This window comes from Cohnella sp. WQ 127256, from assembly GCF_024519285.1.
GTDB lineage: Bacteria > Bacillota > Bacilli > Paenibacillales > Paenibacillaceae > Cohnella.
Genome location: NZ_JAMZCY010000011.1, coordinates 80,287 through 98,405 on the forward strand (window position 1 = coordinate 80,287; position 18,119 = coordinate 98,405).

The 18,119-nt window shown below is 45.5% G+C and carries 14 protein-coding genes; 3 read left to right on the forward strand and 11 right to left on the reverse strand.

The window, feature by feature from the left end; all coding sequences use genetic code 11:
* Positions 1 to 95: 95 nt before the first annotated feature.
* Entirely contained in the window at positions 96 to 2,051 is a 1,956-nt protein-coding gene (locus M1K58_RS26490) for a glycoside hydrolase family 36 protein (protein WP_256761907.1), read from the reverse strand.
* A 115-nt stretch (positions 2,052 to 2,166) separates the two neighbouring features.
* On the opposite strand from M1K58_RS26490, the gene M1K58_RS26495 reads away from it, so the two are divergent.
* Entirely contained in the window at positions 2,167 to 3,060 is an 894-nt protein-coding gene (locus M1K58_RS26495) for a helix-turn-helix transcriptional regulator (RefSeq protein ID WP_256761908.1), read from the forward strand.
* A 13-nt stretch (positions 3,061 to 3,073) separates the two neighbouring features.
* Here M1K58_RS26495 and M1K58_RS26500 read toward each other — a convergent pair whose 3' ends face one another.
* The 3 genes from M1K58_RS26500 to M1K58_RS26510 all read right to left on the reverse strand — a co-directional run bounded on the left by M1K58_RS26500 (position 3,074) and on the right by M1K58_RS26510 (position 6,181).
* Positions 3,074 to 4,483 (reverse strand): sialate O-acetylesterase, encoded by a 1,410-nt coding sequence (locus M1K58_RS26500; protein ID WP_256761909.1) that lies wholly within the window; start codon positions 4,481 to 4,483, stop codon positions 3,074 to 3,076.
* A 48-nt stretch (positions 4,484 to 4,531) separates the two neighbouring features.
* Positions 4,532 to 5,242 (reverse strand): SGNH/GDSL hydrolase family protein, encoded by a 711-nt coding sequence (locus M1K58_RS26505; RefSeq protein ID WP_256761910.1) that lies wholly within the window; start codon positions 5,240 to 5,242, stop codon positions 4,532 to 4,534.
* A 96-nt stretch (positions 5,243 to 5,338) separates the two neighbouring features.
* Positions 5,339 to 6,181 (reverse strand): AraC family transcriptional regulator, encoded by an 843-nt coding sequence (locus tag M1K58_RS26510; RefSeq protein ID WP_256761911.1) that lies wholly within the window; start codon positions 6,179 to 6,181, stop codon positions 5,339 to 5,341.
* A gap of 262 nt (positions 6,182 to 6,443) precedes the next feature.
* Between M1K58_RS26510 and M1K58_RS26515 the strand changes: the two genes are divergently transcribed.
* On the forward strand, positions 6,444 to 7,424 hold the full coding sequence (locus M1K58_RS26515; RefSeq protein WP_256761912.1) for a zinc-dependent alcohol dehydrogenase: 981 nt from the start codon (positions 6,444 to 6,446) through the stop codon (positions 7,422 to 7,424).
* Positions 7,421 to 8,413 carry a zinc-binding dehydrogenase gene (locus tag M1K58_RS26520; RefSeq protein WP_256761913.1) on the forward strand — a complete coding sequence of 331 codons (993 nt, stop codon included), beginning with the start codon at positions 7,421 to 7,423 and terminating at the stop codon, positions 8,411 to 8,413. The genes M1K58_RS26515 and M1K58_RS26520 overlap by 4 nt, the downstream gene beginning before the upstream one ends.
* A gap of 400 nt (positions 8,414 to 8,813) precedes the next feature.
* Here the strand turns inward: M1K58_RS26520 and M1K58_RS26525 are convergent, their stop codons facing one another.
* The 7 genes from M1K58_RS26525 to M1K58_RS26555 all read right to left on the reverse strand — a co-directional run bounded on the left by M1K58_RS26525 (position 8,814) and on the right by M1K58_RS26555 (position 18,118).
* A complete protein-coding gene (locus M1K58_RS26525) occupies positions 8,814 to 9,950 on the reverse strand; it encodes a substrate-binding domain-containing protein (protein WP_256761914.1) in 1,137 nt (378 codons plus the stop codon).
* 63 nt (positions 9,951 to 10,013) lie between these two features.
* Positions 10,014 to 11,219, reverse strand: coding sequence for an L-rhamnose isomerase (gene rhaI / locus M1K58_RS26530; RefSeq protein ID WP_256761915.1), 1,206 nt, complete (start codon positions 11,217 to 11,219; stop codon positions 10,014 to 10,016).
* 12 nt (positions 11,220 to 11,231) lie between these two features.
* Positions 11,232 to 11,897: a ribulose-phosphate 3-epimerase gene (rpe, locus tag M1K58_RS26535; protein WP_256761916.1), complete on the reverse strand. Its 666-nt coding sequence runs from the start codon at positions 11,895 to 11,897 to the stop codon at positions 11,232 to 11,234.
* A 26-nt stretch (positions 11,898 to 11,923) separates the two neighbouring features.
* Complete coding sequence (locus tag M1K58_RS26540; protein ID WP_256761917.1) at positions 11,924 to 12,964, reverse strand: zinc-dependent dehydrogenase; 1,041 nt, start codon at positions 12,962 to 12,964, stop codon at positions 11,924 to 11,926.
* Positions 12,961 to 14,031: a galactitol-1-phosphate 5-dehydrogenase gene (locus M1K58_RS26545; protein ID WP_256761918.1), complete on the reverse strand. Its 1,071-nt coding sequence runs from the start codon at positions 14,029 to 14,031 to the stop codon at positions 12,961 to 12,963. Before M1K58_RS26545 ends, M1K58_RS26540 begins: the two co-directional genes overlap by 4 nt.
* Positions 14,032 to 14,062: 31 nt before the next feature.
* A complete protein-coding gene (locus tag M1K58_RS26550; protein ID WP_256761919.1) occupies positions 14,063 to 14,962 on the reverse strand; it encodes a sugar phosphate isomerase/epimerase family protein in 900 nt (299 codons plus the stop codon).
* Positions 14,963 to 15,205: 243 nt separating this feature from the next.
* Complete coding sequence (locus M1K58_RS26555) at positions 15,206 to 18,118, reverse strand: family 78 glycoside hydrolase catalytic domain (protein ID WP_256761920.1); 2,913 nt, start codon at positions 18,116 to 18,118, stop codon at positions 15,206 to 15,208.
* Position 18,119: the final 1 nt, after the last annotated feature.

Below are 18,119 nucleotides of genomic sequence, written 5' to 3' on the forward strand. Positions count from 1 at the left end.
TAACATGAGAGAACCTTCTTCTAATTGTTTTTCTAAATAAAAGTTGAATAATTGATAGTAGAGAGTAAATAAATTACACCTATTCTTTAGCCAGCCTATCGAGTGCGATATGAAAGTCGACAATGAATCAGTCTAGCTTGATTTGCCGGAAGATCAACTAGAAGTCCCTCTCTCATCCATTCTATGCCTTTACCATACAGGCTCTTCTCTTCTACTTCATCCGATGACAAGTAACGTATTTCATAGCTTCGATCGTTATCAAGCCCCAATAAAGGAATGCTCATCTTCATATCCTCACTACCAGAGAAAATAAATAGCACTGCTTCATCCCTTGAATAGCTCGTAAACTGAACCGCATCCCCGTCTTCCGAAGCTGTTGGAATGGACGTAAGCTGATAAAAGTTCTGAACGAGCAAGTGACGAATGCTTTTGAAATGTGAGGTCCATTTCTCCATCGTTATCGTTAATTGAGAAGACCAACTCGCAATATCCCCATCGAAGGCCAATTTCCCCATCATTCTGCTTAAGATGGCAACATCATTAAATTGTGCATCCCCCTGTCTTCTTCCCACAGCCACGCTGCTATTCAACAAGTGACCTGGTAGGAAGCGATTGGCTCTTGCCTGCATATAGCGACAAACCCATGGATCCTTCGAATGGTCAGAAAACCAAAAGGTATGGGATCTTCTGATCGTTCCCAGATCGATTCGTCGCCCCCCACCCGCACATCCCTCAATCATCAAATCCGGATACTTGTCAATTAAGGTATCCAATACTCTATACAATCCTTCCATATAGTGAAATTGAACTTTTAGAGTCGGGTCTTCCTTTTTCCAGAAATCTAACGGTTCAATATTGTAGTCCCAACGGATCCAGACGAGTTTCAAACGTTCAATCCATCCGCCGATCATCGTAATTAAATAATCCTGCGCATCCTTTAATGCTAGATTCATCAGATATTGGTTTTTTTCTTCCAGCTTTATAAACCAATCGGGATGAAGCTCTGCGACCATCGTTCCCTCACAAGCTCTCTCCGGTTCAAACCAAAGACCAAAGCCCATGCCTATATCCCTTACATAGTCTGCCAGTGGTTCTAACCCTTGAGGAAACTTCAGCTCATCCACCTGCTCCCAGTTTCCAACTCCATTTGGAAAATCACCTGGAAACCATGAAGCATCGACTACAAAGGTTTCCACGCCCAAATCAACCGCCCGCTTCGCTTGCTCTCTCATGATTGTCTCATTAAGTGAGTTATCAATACCAAACCAATGATCATAACTAACGATCGGAATCATCGGTTTATCATGATACTGTGCACAAACATGCTCGTGCAAATGTTTGCGAAGTCCCTGCGTACCTGCGCGGTGACCACCCGAGAAAAAACCAACATGAACGGCTGGTAGACTTAATATTTCCCCTGGCTGCAGCCGTAATCCATTCACTTTAATGCCAACTGTCAGTTGGCTTTGGTCGCTTACGTGGGCAAGCGAATATTCCGTTTCCTTCGGCTTAACCAAACCTTGATGCTCTATGTACCAGCCTCCTGACCATTCCATGCCACAAAACAACCCATCGCTATTTGGATCTTGAGAAGCCAATGACATGAGAAGAGGAAGATACAGATCCGAGGATCTGCCTCCCGGATGACTTTCTATTCGGAATGTTTCTTCCGACCGAGAGTGTTCTTGGATTTGATAGGCTTTGGGAGGATAATAAAATTCGAACGTACCTCCGTTAGCATACAAATGCCTCCATTGAGCTCCCGGGATATTAAATATCAGTTTTAACGGTTGAATCTGATAAATCGGCTTAGTCAGTTGATCGGACAAATTTTCAATCGTATGTTGAATAACAAAGCTATTCTCAACAGATTGAATAGATGTAATTACTTTTAGCACTCCGTCTTCGCTAATAGACGACATTTCATTTAACCCTAGCGGCGAAAATGAGGGAAACTCGTAACCATCAATGTGAAACCCATTTGTTGCCTCTATCCATTGAGTTAATGGTAGGCCTTCTTGTTTTAATTTATCAACCCATTTAAATTCCATCCTTTACTACCTCCACTTTATTGCTTATTATTTGATGGCTCAAGCGTTACAAAACCATTGTATATTTGCTTATTTCCCTTTACAATTTCATTATCTTGCTTGGAGGTATATTATATTGCTATATCATGATTTCGATTTGAATTTCGGTTCTTATGGGTGTCATTTCTTGAAATATCCCCCTAATTCCCCAGTACAATTGCATTCAATCGGGTTAATGAAGGTGATCTCGCCATCATTTATTTGGAACGGACTTAAGCGTGGGAGCAATAAAATATTTATTTTTCAATATACACTCTCAGGACAAGGCATGATCCGAATCGAAGACCAAATCTACCCATTAAAGGCTGGTCAAGCCTTTCTCGTTGAAGTTCCTGGTGATCATGAATATTACTTTCCGAAGGAAAGTGACCATTGGCAATTTCTCTTCATTGCCCTTCAAGGTGATCATGCTGGAGATTGCTGGTCCTTTGTCAATCAGACAATTGGCATCCTACCTACTCTAGAAGTGGATTCTCCAGTCATCCGTTATTTGTTCAGAATCTACCGCGAGGTTGCAAAAAAAGGAATCACCGATGGATATCAAGCAGCGGGAGCGACTTATCAATTCATAACTGAGCTCTATCGCGAGGCAAAACAAAAACAAGCCAATGTTGGACATTGGCCTGATTGCGTTATACAAGCGGTGAAGCTCATTGAAAGTGAATATCCAACTCTTGCGGGGTTGGAGGATTTAGCCCTTCAAGTATCGGTTTCCAAATATCACTTGGCTAGACTATTCCATCAACATGCAGGAATAACCGTCGTCCAATACCTAACAAAAATAAGAGTAAAAAAAGCAGTGGCGCTGCTGCTTGAATCTAATTATACGATTGAAAAGATCGCCGAATTAGTTGGATATAGCAATGGGAAATATTTCACTAAAATATTCAAGGAATTAACTGGCTTGTCTCCAGGACAATATAGAAAAAACTACGATATGGTCACCATTGATCATTTATTCAACGCATAAATGGCTGATGAGATTAAAAATCGATATTCGCTAACCTTGCCCGCTGTTTATAAAAGGCAAGCATCGGCATATAAGTGTCCGTATCTAACGGCAAATGGCTGGAAGGGTTCATTTCATATGCACCATGTACGAAAGATTCCCCTTCAGGAGATCTGGACAAGCGCAGTGTGATCTCATTACGAGCTGTTATTTCCCACTGAGTGATCTCAATCTCTCCACTTGCATCTTCAACTGAAAATAATTTATCTGTCGGACTTATGGCAATAAGATAACCTGAAACGTTGGCAAACTGCAGACAAATGCTAGCAATCCCATCCTCAACCTGCCAAACAACGGAAGATAGATTCGGGGCAGCTGCAGATCCAAGTGTATTCGTATAAATATGAGCTAAAGCAACCTTGGCCATTCTCTCACCAATGATCATATTTCCAGCAGGGCTGTTATGTATTCCATCTGATAATGGACAATCCAAGGCGGGTACTGTGTACACTTCAGACAGAATAAGAGCAGCTTGTCTCTGGGCTTCTCTCACTCTTCCCCATGATTGATTAACCTCTATGGATGCTACATCTGTACATCGATTAAGCTGAACCGTTAATATAGGCAAATCCATAACGTTCAGATCGAGGCGAATATGTTGAACCATCCTCTCAAACCGTACCAAGTAGCTGGAAGATTCCTCAGGATTGCAATCTGAACAGCCCTGATACCACAGAATACCGCGGACTTTGCCCCCTGCGGATGCGATGATTTTCATCATATTGCGGTATAAGTAACCATCCTCATCTGGATTCCAAGCCTTTAAAGGTGATCCACCAAATGCGGTTTGAAGAAGTCCAATCGGGCTGCCCGTATGAGCCTGAATCATTTTACCAAAGGCTAGAAACGGGGAGTGACCTGGATTGGCAAATTCTCTATTCTCATAATGAATAGAAGCTGTAGACTCGTTAAAAGGATGGGATGCCAAGTCCCAAACCCCGTTATGTCGAAGTAAATGAATGCCCAACTGCGGTGAATCTTCAATAGGACCTTTGCCATATCCAGCAGCATTACTTTGTCCAGCGATAACCCAGATATCACCAACTCCGACATGGTGGATCATATCGCCTCGCGCGGCCCATTCCAAAGCAATATGGTTATCGATTTGCAGGCAGGTTTCAAGTCGATACAGCCCTCCTGCTGGAATCCCATCCAAGGTTATCTCCCAAGTCTGCTCCACTTGCATCTTACAGGGACGCCAAGGGACAACGATTCTACCATCCGCCTCATTAACAATTCGAGCTAAAACCTGAGCGTGATTGATGACCCGATCGGCCATCCCCGCCCAAACACCTGATAAAGCTATACTTCCAAAGCCCTTTTCCTGCTGAATAATTGCCCAATGCTGTGGACCTTGTTGAATGATTACACCTATTTGCTCCATTTCAAATATCCAACTCCTATTTAATAAAGTCCACAATCGAGCGATTGGTTACACCAACAGCTTAGCTTCAAGCTCACCAGCCAACTGTTGATGAAAGGCAATATCCGGGTGATTGATTCCATTCGACAAGCGTGTATGAATATCAACGCCTGCTTGATCCATCTGCTCCCAGATCGCATATATATCAAGCAAAGGGATAGCATTATCAGCAGCGTAGTTACGAAGCGCATTGTTATATTTTAATAAAGTACCCTCTTCAAAAAGGCGGATAAAATCAGGAACCATAGATTGATAAATGTCTGGGACGTTTGGATTATCTGTTTTTAGCATCATAATCGTGGATAAGATAAGTATTTCTGCTTCTGTCTCTCTCCGTATTCGATTAATGAGGTCACCAATAGCTGTTATATACGTATCTATTCCTGCTTCGCCCATATGACAATCGTTGAGGCCAAAGCAAATAGTCACTAAATCTGGCTTGTATAGGAGGACATCACGCTCCCAACGTGATCTGGATTGCTCCGCTGTATCTCCGCTGACACCTGAATTAATGACATTAAAATTAGCTTCAGGATAATGTTTCTCCACTCGACGACGCAAAAGCTCATGATAGACTTGTTCATGCTCAATCTCATTAGGGCCTAGGCATCCTTGGGTGACACTGTCCCCTATGGCAACATATAACACCGTTCTTGATCCTGGATTCTCGGACTTATCCTTCAACCGTTGATGAAGTCGTGGGAATTCATGTTTACTCATAAATGGCCTACTCCCTTAGTTATCTAATCCTAAATTAAGATCAGTTTACCTCAATAAAGTAGGAAAGTATTTGCAGAATATTATCTATTCGAATGATTATTTCTGCTTGCGCCAGTTCGTTGGACTTAGACCTGTTTTTCGTTTGAATTCTCCACTAAAGTGATGGATATTGGGGTAGCCTGCTTCTTCCGCTACCTTTTGGATCGGCATTTCCGTAGTGGATAAGTACGTTTTGGCTGCTTCCATGCGTAGCTCCAATAAGTAATCAATCGGAGTAAATCCCGTTTCCTCTTTGAATCTTTTAATTAAGTAGGTAGCCTGAAAATTACTAATACGCGTTAAATCATTTAATGTAATTTTGCTTTTATAGGTGGATTCCATGTAACTAGCTAACGTTTTGATCACTTCTTTGCTCAAAGAATAGCCTGATAGTAGTACAGTGCTGTTACTCCTATCTTTTCCGTACAGCTCGAGCGTCCCCCTAACCAGGAGTAGAATTTTTTGCACATTCAGTAGTAGTAATTGTTCGCCATAGGGCTGATCGTGAATGTTCATGTCCAGCATTTGGCTGATTTCATTGAGACATAGCTGCATGAGAGGGGACAATGTGAAGTGGGGATCGAATCCGGATTGTAATCTATTCCATAATAAAATATTTTGTAATTTCGAGAGATATGGCTCTTCCTCAACACCCGTTAATTCAATATACCAAAAAACAGCATTTTTGGAGTGGATGATTAAGTCATGAGGGGTATTGGGCGTTAAAATAAATAGAGAAGACGGCGAGACCTCGTACTGTTCACCTAACCAATGTAGCTGGAAAGAACCCGATGCAAGATAAAGTAATTCATAGGTAGGATGTATGCCGCCCGTTTTGTATTCAGGTGTATTTGAAACAGTAGAATCATGATAGACGTTACCATAATTTCTTAACCTCATTTTATCCCACCTCTCTTTTCCACCCACATCTTTATGCCTAACATTAGTTAAAACCGAATCGCTTGTAAACCCTTTTTGAGTTCATATCTGTCATTGAGTGAAATATTATATAAATCATAAGTGTATGTAGGTGCTGAATAAGTAGAATTTAACTGCTGTTTACGTGAATTCAAGCAAGATTTAACAAATACTTCGAAGGAGATATTTCTTACAATGAAGTTGGAATGATATCCACACTTCAGCTACAGAATGGAGCTTTTATATGAAAGCATTGCTTATTGAAGGAAAAGATCAGTATTCAATCATTGAGACCGCCATCCCTGATGTCAAAGACTTCGAAATACTCGTGGAGCTGCAAATTGTTTCTACTTGTCCACGCTGGGACATCAATATGCTTGGCGGAGTTAATATGTTCGATTATTCGAAGGCTCCCGAGTATCCATTGCCATACGGTTTTCCCGGACATGAAATGGCGGGTGTAGTTAAAGCGATTGGAAGTGGAATCCGTAAATTTAAAGTAGGTGATCGTGTTGCAGCGCTTGAACATAATGGAGATGCTCCAGGTGCCTATGCGCAATATGTTTGCTTTAGAGAAGAGGAGTTACTGAAGCTACCCGAATCCATTACTTATAAACAAGCTGTTTCATTTGAACTGCTTAAATGCGTCATGATCGGAATGATGCAGCTTGGGGATTTGAAAGGGAAATCTATACTCATTTCAGGTCTTGGACCTGCAGGGATTCTAGCCGTACAAATGGCCAGATTATGGGGAGCTTCACGTGTAGTTGGAATAGACTTAAACCAAGACCGTGTTCAGTTCATCCATGATCTTGGTCTTGCTGAAGCCAAGCTAGTTAGCGAGTTGACCACTGAGAAGTTCGACCTCGGTTACGACTGTGTAGGGGCAGCACCTTCCGTGCAAAATCTATTCCATTTTGTAGAGGAGCATGTCGTTATTTTTGGAGTATTACGAGGGGAATTGAAATACGCCGACCATTTGTGGTTCAAAGGCTTTAAGCTGGAATCTTACAAATATCGTGGACTTGTACAACGAGATCATGATTTGTTAATCGACTTGGTGGCGAATAAGGGCTTAAACATGGAGTGCATCCAAACCCATCATGGTTCCTTTACTAAATATCATGAAGCGGTGCAGCTACTAAGAGATCAAAAAGCGATTAAGGTTTATTTCCACCCCCAAGAGGACTTTGAAGTAACATCCGTTAATGGTGAATCCCTATGATAGGAAAAGGGGTCGTTTTTACTGAAAAGCTGAAGGTAGCCTATCAAGATGTCAGCATACCTGCTCCACAAGATGATGAGATGATGATAGACATTGAGCATTCTTGGATTAGCAATGGAACGGAGTCCTCTTTTCTCCGAGGGGAGAGAACAGATGGGGAAACACCGTTCAGGAATGGAGATCCGCTCCCTTTTCCACTAGTAGCAGGGTATCAGAAGGTGGGCACAATCACTTCACTGGGCAAAAATGTGCAAGGCTTTACATTGGGTGAGCGAGTCTTTGCTACGATAAGCAAGGTAAATGGGATGTTTGATTCGACTGGAGGACATGTCAGTCCTGCTGTCACCCATGAAAGCCAGGTATGGAAGCTACCGACTAATGCTGATCCTATTGCTTATTCCGGGCTCGTACTGACTCAGGTGGGTTATAACTGTGGCATGTGTCCACCCGTTAACAAAGGCGATTATGCAGTCGTTATCGGAGATGGGATGGTTGGGCAATGGGCTGCCCAAACTCTCATGCATCGTGGAGCTCATGTCATTGTACTGGGTAGACATAATGACCGCTTGGACTTACTCCCTGAAGATATTCATAAAGTGAATACGAAAAGTTCTTCTATTAAAGAAGCTCTACAGGATGTTATTACGGGTACATTCTCGATCATTGTGGATACGGTGGGATCATTAGCAACGGTAACAGAATTAATTTCATTAGCGCAGTACGGCTGTCACTTAGTTTCGGCTGGATTTCTCGGCGAGGATGGTCGAATTGATATCCAAATGCTGCGCACCAAAAAAGTCACCTTGCATTGTCCATCCGGTTGGAGCCAAGAAGCTATGGATGAGACCTTGCAAGGGATCACAGAAGGTTGGCTTCAAACCACATCACTTATTACACATCGCTTTCCTGTCGAACAGGCAAAGGAAGCATGGGATTTAATATTGGATTCGAAACAGGCGAAGCTTGGCGTTATTTTAGATTGGACTTGATAGAGATCGACCAATCATTTAGATATTGAGCCGCAGATTTCTTACAGAAAACACAAAACGCCACTCCATTCTCCTTTGAGGAGAACGAGTGGCGTTTGCTTCACATCCGAGTTTGTAATTTGCTGTTATCTTATCATGAATGCAAGACAACTTCTATAATGAAATAGCGGCTTTATCGTCAGCAGCCCATTGAGCCCAAAGCTGCTCATCCGCATCCAGAAATCCAGAATTTGCACGAACATCTAAATGTTCATCCACTCCAAATAACCGCAGAATGCGATGATTATTACGGCTTCTCGCTTCTTTGATGATCCGTTGTACATTCGGTCCGTTATGAAGCGATTGTATTTATAGCTAAACAGACTATAAACCCGCCATGTTTAATTGGCGGGTTTATTAACTACAATATCACTTGCCGAACACTTCCACGTTCAATAATCTGTGTAGGAAGCTTAACGCTTTCAATTCTGCTACCCTCTGAGGCCATCTTCTGAAGGAGTAAATCGAAAGCTTTTTTGCCTAATTCCTCTGGGGACTTCATTACAGTCGTTAGCGAAACTCTGCCCACTCTTGAAATCATCAGGTCTGTAAATCCGACTACGGATAAGTCTTCCGGAATTTTACGACCTAATTCTTCGGCTATATTCATCACTTGAATGGCGACTAAGTCATTCGAACAGAATAGAGCCGTCATCTCTGGGTTCTGCTCAAAAAAACGAGCTAATTTGCTAGAATCCTTCTGTTCGTTATCCCAATCCGAGATGATGGCATTGATCATAAAGGGGATCTCGGCATCAAGCTGAGCTTGAATAAATCCATAATAGCGGTCTTCCCTGCTCATGATGCCCGAAATCGGCTCAGAAATAAAACCTACATTACGGTGTCCTTTGTCGATTAAATACTTGGTCATCTCGTAAGCACCCTGGAAATGATCATGGTAGATCGCCGTAATGTCCACTTCACGAAACACCCGGTCGATAATAACGACTGGAAAATCGTTCAGATGGAGCCGTAATACTTCTTGCCCACACATCCTCCGCTCACCCGGAAATAGCACAATCCCCCGTACCCTTCCCCCGCTGCTAACCTCCCTTAAGATTTCGTCCTCTTGCTCAAGATCGTTACCCGTCACTCGGATGAGTACTTCCCAACCATGGAAAGCTCCTTCCTGTAGAAACGCAGTAACAACCAAGCCAATAAACTCATCCAGCATAGGAACAACAATGACGACCGCTTGCTGGGGCACCAGCGACATTCCTGACAGGGATGCATTTTTAAGCATAGTCTCTGTATTCTCTGCAAGGAAAGTCCCTCTTCGAGGCAAGCGATAGAGAATACCTTCCTTGGCGAGAAGCTCGAGAGCCTGTTTGCTTGTTCTTCGGCTTACGCCAAATAGATCGGCAAGCTCTCCCTCTGACGGAACCGGGTCATGAGGCTTCAGTTGTCTTTCAACAATTAAAGCCATTACCTTCTGACGCATTTGCTCATATAACGCGATAGGTCCTTTAATCAGCTGTTCCTTTATGTTTTTGTGCATATCCGCTCATCCTTCATCAGCAATGTATCACTGATACTAACATAATGCTTCTGGATCGACTAATCAACGCAATTGCAGCAATTTCTCCGCATATCCGCTTTCCAAATACGCCTTCATCGGATCGGGGGCAATGCCCATTTCCTCACGAACAGCATGTAGGAGCGGCGTCGGATCTTGTTCGAAAGCCTCTCTGACGACCGCTTCCGCAGCAAGAACGTCACCGCGATCTTGCGCTTCTGCTAGCAAATCCCAATTAACAAGCAATGCCTTGACATATTGGTACTGAACATTGAGTACGGAACGGATCATGGCAGGAATCTTCGGCTCGATATTATGACTTTGGTCAATCATATAGGCGATATTTCGGGCATTTTCTTGAACAAGCGGATGAGCTTGATCTCGTTCTGCTGATAAGATCTGATGGAAGATTAGGAAGAGCTCGTAAGGGTTCATCGATCCAACGATAAGATCATCGTCCGCATATTTACGAGCATTGAAATGAAAGCCTCCAAGCCGCCTCTCGTCTAGTAAATAAGCGACGATATGCTCCACGTTCGTACCTTGGGCATGATGTCCGGTGTCCACCAGCACCTCTGCCTGAGGTCCTAGCTTATGAGCCAATTGATACGCCATTCCCCAGTCTGCCAGATCCGTATGATAGAAGGCCGGCTCAAAAAATTTGTATTCGATCAGCATACGCATGTGAGGATCCATTGACCGGTACATCTCCGCAAGCGCTTCCTCCATGTACCCTTTTCTCCTTCTAAGATCAGCCTGTCCTGGATAATTCGTACCGTCTGCAAACCACAAGCTGATATCTCGGGACTTTACGGCCCTTGCGACGTCCACGCACTCAATCAGATGGGCAACGGCTTTGCTTCTTACTCTCGAATCATGGTTACATATACTGCCCAGCATGTAATCTTCATCCTGAAATAAATTCGGGTTAACGGCTCCAATAGTAATACCCAAAGAAGCTGCCCTGTTACTTAATTGGCTATAGTCGTCGACCTTGTCCCACGGAATGTGAATGGCTACACTTGGGCATAGTCCCGTTACTTCATGTACCTTAGCTGCATCCTGTATTCTCTCATCCACTGTACGGGCTGCTCCAGGCTGCTTAAATGTTCTGAATCGCGTCCCTTGATCGCTATATCCCCATGAGGGCGTCTCGATTTGCAGCATTTTCAGCTTTTCTTTGATTCCATTCAGCGAGATGCCTCTGTCCTGCTGCCGTTTCTCAAACTCCTGATAAGCCCTGTCCAACATATCGCCTTCACCTCACGTAATATACTCGCGGAACTGCTCCGTCAATTCGTATAAATCCTGATCCTTCTTAAAAATACTCGAGGTGCCTGCCACGAATATATCCGCACCCGCCAAGCGCATTTTCTGCGCATTCTCACAGCTAACGTTGCCATCTACTTCAATCTCGATATGCGAATGGTCGTTTTGTTGAAGATATTGCTTCAATTTATGGATCTTTCCTAGAGTGGCAGGGACAAGCTTCTGACCAGCGAACCCCGGATTAACCGTCATAATCAATACGATATCGATATCGTCAAGAATATCGTCTAGCGTATAAATCGGTGTGGAAGGATTTAAAGCGACCGAAACCTTGGCCCCCGTGTCTCTAATCCGCTGAAGCGTTCGTTGCAGATGAATCGTGGCTTCCTGATGGACCGATACGATATCACCAGGACGAATCGTGAAGATCGGAAGAAAATCCTCTGGCCGGTTGATCATCAGGTGAATATCGAACGGGATGTCCGTCATCTCTCTGACACTATTCATAAAGTCTGGACCGAGGGTAAAATTAGGCACGAAGCTACCATCCATGATGTCCACGTGTAAATAATCAACACGCGCCCGCTCCAATGCTCTTATCGTTGTCTCCAAATTTCTGAAATCTGCGCACATGATAGACGGTGATATTCTGCCTCCCATAACTGCACCTCCTTATCTATTAAGGCTTACGGTTGCACGATAACCCGCATCCCGACATGATCTTCTGCCGCGCTTATCGCTTGGTTAATCTCATCAAGGGGATACCGATGAGAGATATAACGCTTCATATCAATAACGCCGGAGCCGATTAAATCAATTGCTTTCTGATGATGAGCAGGTAATGAACCGTGCGCCCCGTGAACGAACAGCTCTTTGTAATGAATAATATTGGTATCTAGCGTAACCATCGATTTCCCCTTAGGTAGACCGCCGAAGAAGTTCACCCGTGCGCGATTTTTCGCCATATAGATCGCATCTACCTGTGCTTCCGGTGACGGGTTCGAAGTGATGACCACGTCTGCTCCCAGTCCGCCCGTTTCCTCCAATACCCGTTCGATGGCGTTCTCCTCAGATGAACAGATATAAGCATGTGCACCGAACTGCTTTGCCGTCTCCAGCCGGGGTCTGGAACGTTGCACGAGGATCACCTTCGTGGCACCCATCAGCTTCGCAACCTCTATAATCATGCAGCCGATCGGACCTGCACCGATAACAACGACTGAATCCCCCAGCTTAATGTTCGATAGCTCCAAGGCATTTAGAACGCAAGCGAGCGGTTCGGCCAGAGCGGCCTCCTCATAGGAGATATGATCCGGTATCTTGTGGATCGGACCGTAATTCACCATCGTCTTGTTCAGAAGTACATATTCTGCGAAGCTGCCCGCGAATTGGTAGCCCATAGCATAGTTAATCTGGCAATTGTTACCGATTCCAGCCTCGCAGAAGATACATTCCCCGCAGGGTACGTCCGCACCCAGAGAAATTCGATCTCCTATTTTGAACTTTGTTACATTTTGGCCTAATTCAACAATCCGTCCCGCAGACTCATGTCCAAGCACTTGCGGAAGTGTCACCCTGTTATTCCCATGGCGGAATATCCGGATATCCGAACCGCAGATACCCACAGCCTCGACCTTCATCAGAATACTGTCCTCATCTACGGATGGTCTTTCCACTTCCTTTACGACCATTTGCTCTAATTGCTCTAAAACAGCTGCTTTCATCATTTATCCTTCTCCACCTTTATGGATTCGTTAGAATTGACATACATGACTTTGTTAAAGAAACCTTTACGGTCACGCATCATAACCATTCCCTCATAGACCCCCTCAAGCGCAAGCTTGTGGCTAATGAGGGGCTTCAAATCCAGCTTGCCCGCTGCCATATAATCGACGGCTAGCTTCCACTCGTTCCTTGGAATGTCCGAGTAGGAGGAATTCCAAGTGCCGCTTAGCGTAAGCTGCTTACGGAGAATTTCCCAATAGCCTTCCTGTGTCAGGCTCATGCCCCCGGTTGGATTGCCCATCAACACTACCTTACCTAGGTTCCGCGTTGACTTCAGACAATTTTCCCATGAAACCGCGCTTCCGGCTCCCTCTACCGATACATCTACGCCTCGTCCTGTTAGCCCGTATACCCACTTCTGTATGTCGCCCTGTAAGGGATTGCATACATCGGGGAACCCCAGACCTACGGCAAAATCAAGCTTAGCTGGATCAATATCTGCAAGCAATACACGGGATGCCCCCCAGGCTCTGGCCCACAATGCCAGCATCATGCCAATCGGACCGGCTCCGCTGATCAGAACCTGATCGCCGATGCCAATTCCAGCTTGCCGCAAAGCATGTACGGCTACTGCCGCAGGCTCAACCATGGCTAATTCCTCATAGGACAACGTATCGGGCGCAGCGACCAAATTCCATATTGGGATGCAGATGAATTCAGCGAAAGCACCATCTCGCCGCGAACCCATGTAATCGTAGTCCTCACACTGGGCGAATTCACCAATCTCGCAAGAAGCGCATTTGCGACAAGGCAGCAAAGGAAAGACTGCTGCTCTTCTTCCGATCCAGCTGGGATCAACACCTTTTCCCGCTTGTACGACTATCCCGGAGAATTCATGCCCGGGTATTGTGGGAAATCGGTAGGTTCCCTTAGTAAATACCCGCGGAATGTCGGATCCGCAGACCCCACATGCTTTGATCTGCAGAAGTACTTCGCCCTCTTTAGGTGTGGGAGTCTCGACTTCCTCCACGCGCAAATCTCCGAGTCCATGCAGTACGCAGCCCTTCATCCTTCCTCCTCCAATCTTATATCCGTGCTACTTAGTTCTTGATAAATTGGCGCCAGTAGTTTACCGACTCTATGTGATCTTGGATAATCCTGAATTCAGTCGACCACGCTTCCCGATGGGAAAGCTCGAAGATAATTTCCGCATCCGTTGCACCCGATTGTTCAATGGCTTCGATCAATGGCTCACCATGAATGATGCCGAGCTTATTGTATTCTTCCGTGAATGGCCAATGCCGACTGTGGTCCTTCTCAGTTTGCTGGATATGGATGATTGGCGAGACGCTGCCGAGCTCCCTAACCCACCGATACGGATCCCGATCATTCGGATGGGGAGCGTGCCCTACGTCCAGACATACCTTGAAGGGAATTCCGGCGCCATCGTTTAATCTCGCCAATAGCTCCTTGGTATCCTCGACCGTATTCGCCATTTCCCGCGGAATAGACATCGGCTCGAAATTCAAATATTCCATGCCAAGCTCCTTACAGTACCAGCTAAGCTCCTGCCAATTCTTAATCCCTTCTTCGATGATATATTCCCTGCGCTGAACATCGTCATAATCAGCAAAGGTGAGTATGCCAAAGTGACTTCCTGTCGTTCTCGCTCCCATCTGAACAGAGATATCTGCGAATCTCTTAAACCAGTTCAACCATGCTTTGCGGATATCCGCATCCGGGTGCATGAAGTGATTAACACGCGTGAATGCACTCGTAAACGTACTCGTGATTGCAAGATCGTGCTTCTGTGTACACACATTGATCCTCTCTACTTGGCGGTCCACAATGTCAGGAGGTAGAAAGACGTTCAACAAATCGGCGACGAATTGAACGTATTTGATCCCTAAATCTTCAGCTACAATACGCGTCCACACTTCAGGCTCAACATACTTATTGATTGCAAAACCAAGGTTGATTCCCAGCTTTAAATGGGCCATTCCGACACTCCTCTGAATCAATTTATCATAATAGATATATACTGATACATTTAATACTATTATGTGTCACTGATACATTCAAGGGGATTTAAAATAAAAATAATGATTATTAACTAAAACAATCGTGTGATCCGCCAAGCGCAGGAATATTCGGAGAAGGCAAACACAAGTACCAAAACGACAAGAGAGACTCCAAGGTAAGTGCAGACTTGGAGTCCCTCTTCATTAAAATCACAGCTAAGCTTATAAGATTCCTAGCTTCATTTCCGTGATCGATCCAGTATAGCCTTCCGGCAACCGGATGCGAGCCATCATCCCTTCCGGATAGGACACGTTAAGCTGAATCGTCCGGTTACTCTCATCAACGGTCCATGAAACATCAATCCGTCCTCCTGCTGGGTGCGGAACACTGCCCTTCGCCCATGTAAGTCCGCATGGAACAGGTGAAATTTCAACTTCGGTCCAACCCGTCGTCAAACTCCTCACGCCAAGCACCTCACGACCTAAGAAATAGGCTGGGGCAGACGACCACGCATGGCAGTGACTGCGCGTTAGCATATCCGGATTAGCCCGATTCTCGAGGAAGTTCGGATATTGCTCCCAGCACGTAGTCGCGCCATGACGGATCATCGTGCCATAGTGGTGGCGGATATCGTCCAAGATGAGACGAACCTCACCCAGCTTGGCCAACGCCTCATAATAGAAGAAGGACATAAATGGACTACCGATTTGCACAAACTGCTCAGGCGGTTGAACGAGATAGGCATCGATGATCTGCTTGCGCTCTCCCTGAACGACTCCCGTAAGTGAGGCTACAACCTGCGAATGTATGCTAAGGCTTTCGGAGCGACGACCATCCGCATGGATGCAATCGATATACGCCTTCTTCTCTTCATCCCACAGCTGCTCATTGATTGCACTCGCAAGATCGTTAGCCGCTGCTTCGAATTTCGCAGTGCCTCCCTCATCCTTCGCAATCCTCCCCATCAGTGCAGCTACGTGTAACGTCTGAACCAAGAACATGTTCTGATGCGTGACAACACCCTCGTTCGGCTGGTCGATTGGCGACCAATCTAGCATGTTCCAGCCTTCTACATTAAACAAGCCACGTTCGTCAATCTTGAGCAAATAATGCTCAGCCGTGTAACGAATAGCTTCATACATCTCCACCGCGAACGCTTCATCCCCGGTTTGCTCGTAATATTCCGCACAAGCGATCGCCCAGAAGAACGTCCAATTCGGGATCACACTACTCCATCCGCTCGGCACTTGGTTCACATAGAGCGGTGATTGGTGCTTGGATCCTGGAACAAGTCGTAAGCAACGCTTCAGAATATCCTGCACCCCATACAAGTAATTGCTTACAAGCGCTTCGTTGCGGCTGTCGCCGACCCAGAACGTTTGTTCATAAGCCGGACAATCAACGAATGTGTCTTCCATACACAGCTTTGTTGTATGACGGCTTATTTCCCAGATATCGTTCAGAAGTGCGTCAGAGCATTCAAACCGCCCAATTTCGGCCATCGGATAGTTGCTTTGAATGAAGGTCACGCCATAAATACGTACCGGTACCTTTGCCCCACGCACCGTCAACGCCAAGTAACGGAAGCCACGGCGAATAGGTGTCTCATACACTTGTCTACCTTCATGGCATACGTAACGGAGCGTATGATCTAGATCGAACGTATCCTGTCGATATTGTCCAGACAGGTATTCGAATCCGTACCAATCAAGTACCGTTCCAGCCTCCGCCTCAACTTCGAATGATAGATACCCGGAATATTCCTTGCCCAGATCGAACAGCACCTCGGTATCGTAGCCTTCGAATAAGGGCACGATTCCCGCCTCAGTATTCGGAATGATGGCGTTCTGAAGCTGTGCGGGCACCGCAAATTTCACGTTCTCTTTACGCCAAACACTTAGTGCGAACACATCGACCTCGGACACGTACTTCGGATCAATTGGGCTTATCCAATTCACGAATCGCTCCAAATCCTCTGGTCGTTTCAGCTCACCGAGCAATTCAAGATAGGTCGGATGCTTCCAATCGAGCGCTCGATCGGGCTGATGATCAATCGGAATGATAGCATCGAATGGACCGATCCGGAAGAAGGTGGATGCAGAATGATCAGCTAGCAGTTCTAAAGGGGCAACGAATGACAATTCCCCACTTTCTTCTCCGTATATACCGAACTGCATTTTGCCGGCATGGAGGCTACCAGATACATCGATGATGAGCAGGTTATCCCCTTCGTTCAGGTTAACATCCATATAGCGTTCGGGAATCGTTCCATATATCCGGTCCTGAGAGATCACTTCACCATTAATGGACAGCTCACGAAAGCATTCTCCCCCCTGCAGAAAACCAAGTGTTACTGCGCCCGCACAATTTGCGCGAATCGCAGTCACCACGAACCCCGTAAATTCAATCCTATTCGCATGGTCCTCACTGCCATCGTTCAGCGCATTCCGAACATCAATCGCTGTTGTCGCATGGAACGATCTCACCTTCGCCAATGACTCAACCCGCACGGGGTACACCGTCTCGTCCGTCAGCATCGGGATATCCCTGGGCTTAAGTGTCGTCCAAGGCGCCATACCAACTGAGCCAAGAGTGATCGCATTCGACCATCCCGTATTGTTATCTGCTAGCTCCATCCATGATGAATCCCATGCTGTGGTATCAACATATTCTGAGAATGCTTGCTGAACCGACATCCTTGGTGCTCGTGGATGCTGTCCAAGATGACGCGAGGTCAGCCAAGTCGTGTCGGTCGCGACGACGACATCACCATCCGCATCATTAAGCTCAACTAACAAACCTCCCCGCCCTCGGACATAGTAGAACGTCGACAACCCAAAGTGCATGACGAGCACAGCAATCGTATTTTCTTCGCCAACCTTTAGAAGATGACTAACTTCGTAAGTATCATAAGACTGCTCGAACGGCCATGAGCGAACAGGTCCCCGCCCAAGCCTCGTCCCATTTACGTACAGGACATAACGTGAATCAGCCGTAATTCGTAATTTCGCTCCTGAGCTAGACTCGGCTGCAGCCGATACGTCGAACGTTTTACGGAAGCATCTCCATTCATTACGAGGGCTTTCTTCCCCATCTCCCCAAATCCACTTGGCTTGCCAATTCATAGTCATCATT

Excerpts from the sequence above, each read along its gene's own strand:
- rpe (WP_256761916.1), bottom strand. The coding sequence starts at position 11,897 with ATGGGAGGCAGAATATCACCGTCTATCATGTGCGCAGATTTCAGAAAT.
- M1K58_RS26550 (WP_256761919.1), bottom strand. The coding sequence starts at position 14,962 with ATGGCCCATTTAAAGCTGGGAATCAACCTTGGTTTTGCAATCAATAAG.
- M1K58_RS26520 (WP_256761913.1), top strand. The coding sequence starts at position 7,421 with ATGATAGGAAAAGGGGTCGTTTTTACTGAAAAGCTGAAGGTAGCCTAT.
- rhaI (WP_256761915.1), bottom strand. The coding sequence starts at position 11,219 with ATGTTGGACAGGGCTTATCAGGAGTTTGAGAAACGGCAGCAGGACAGA.
- M1K58_RS26515 (WP_256761912.1), top strand. The coding sequence starts at position 6,444 with ATGAAAGCATTGCTTATTGAAGGAAAAGATCAGTATTCAATCATTGAG.
- M1K58_RS26540 (WP_256761917.1), bottom strand. The coding sequence starts at position 12,964 with ATGATGAAAGCAGCTGTTTTAGAGCAATTAGAGCAAATGGTCGTAAAG.
- M1K58_RS26490 (WP_256761907.1), bottom strand. The coding sequence starts at position 2,051 with ATGGAATTTAAATGGGTTGATAAATTAAAACAAGAAGGCCTACCATTA.
- M1K58_RS26545 (WP_256761918.1), bottom strand. The coding sequence starts at position 14,031 with ATGAAGGGCTGCGTACTGCATGGACTCGGAGATTTGCGCGTGGAGGAA.
- M1K58_RS26525 (WP_256761914.1), bottom strand. The coding sequence starts at position 9,950 with ATGCACAAAAACATAAAGGAACAGCTGATTAAAGGACCTATCGCGTTA.
- M1K58_RS26500 (WP_256761909.1), bottom strand. The coding sequence starts at position 4,483 with ATGGAGCAAATAGGTGTAATCATTCAACAAGGTCCACAGCATTGGGCA.
- M1K58_RS26555 (WP_256761920.1), bottom strand. The coding sequence starts at position 18,118 with ATGATGACTATGAATTGGCAAGCCAAGTGGATTTGGGGAGATGGGGAA.
- M1K58_RS26510 (WP_256761911.1), bottom strand. The coding sequence starts at position 6,181 with ATGAGGTTAAGAAATTATGGTAACGTCTATCATGATTCTACTGTTTCA.
- M1K58_RS26505 (WP_256761910.1), bottom strand. The coding sequence starts at position 5,242 with ATGAGTAAACATGAATTCCCACGACTTCATCAACGGTTGAAGGATAAG.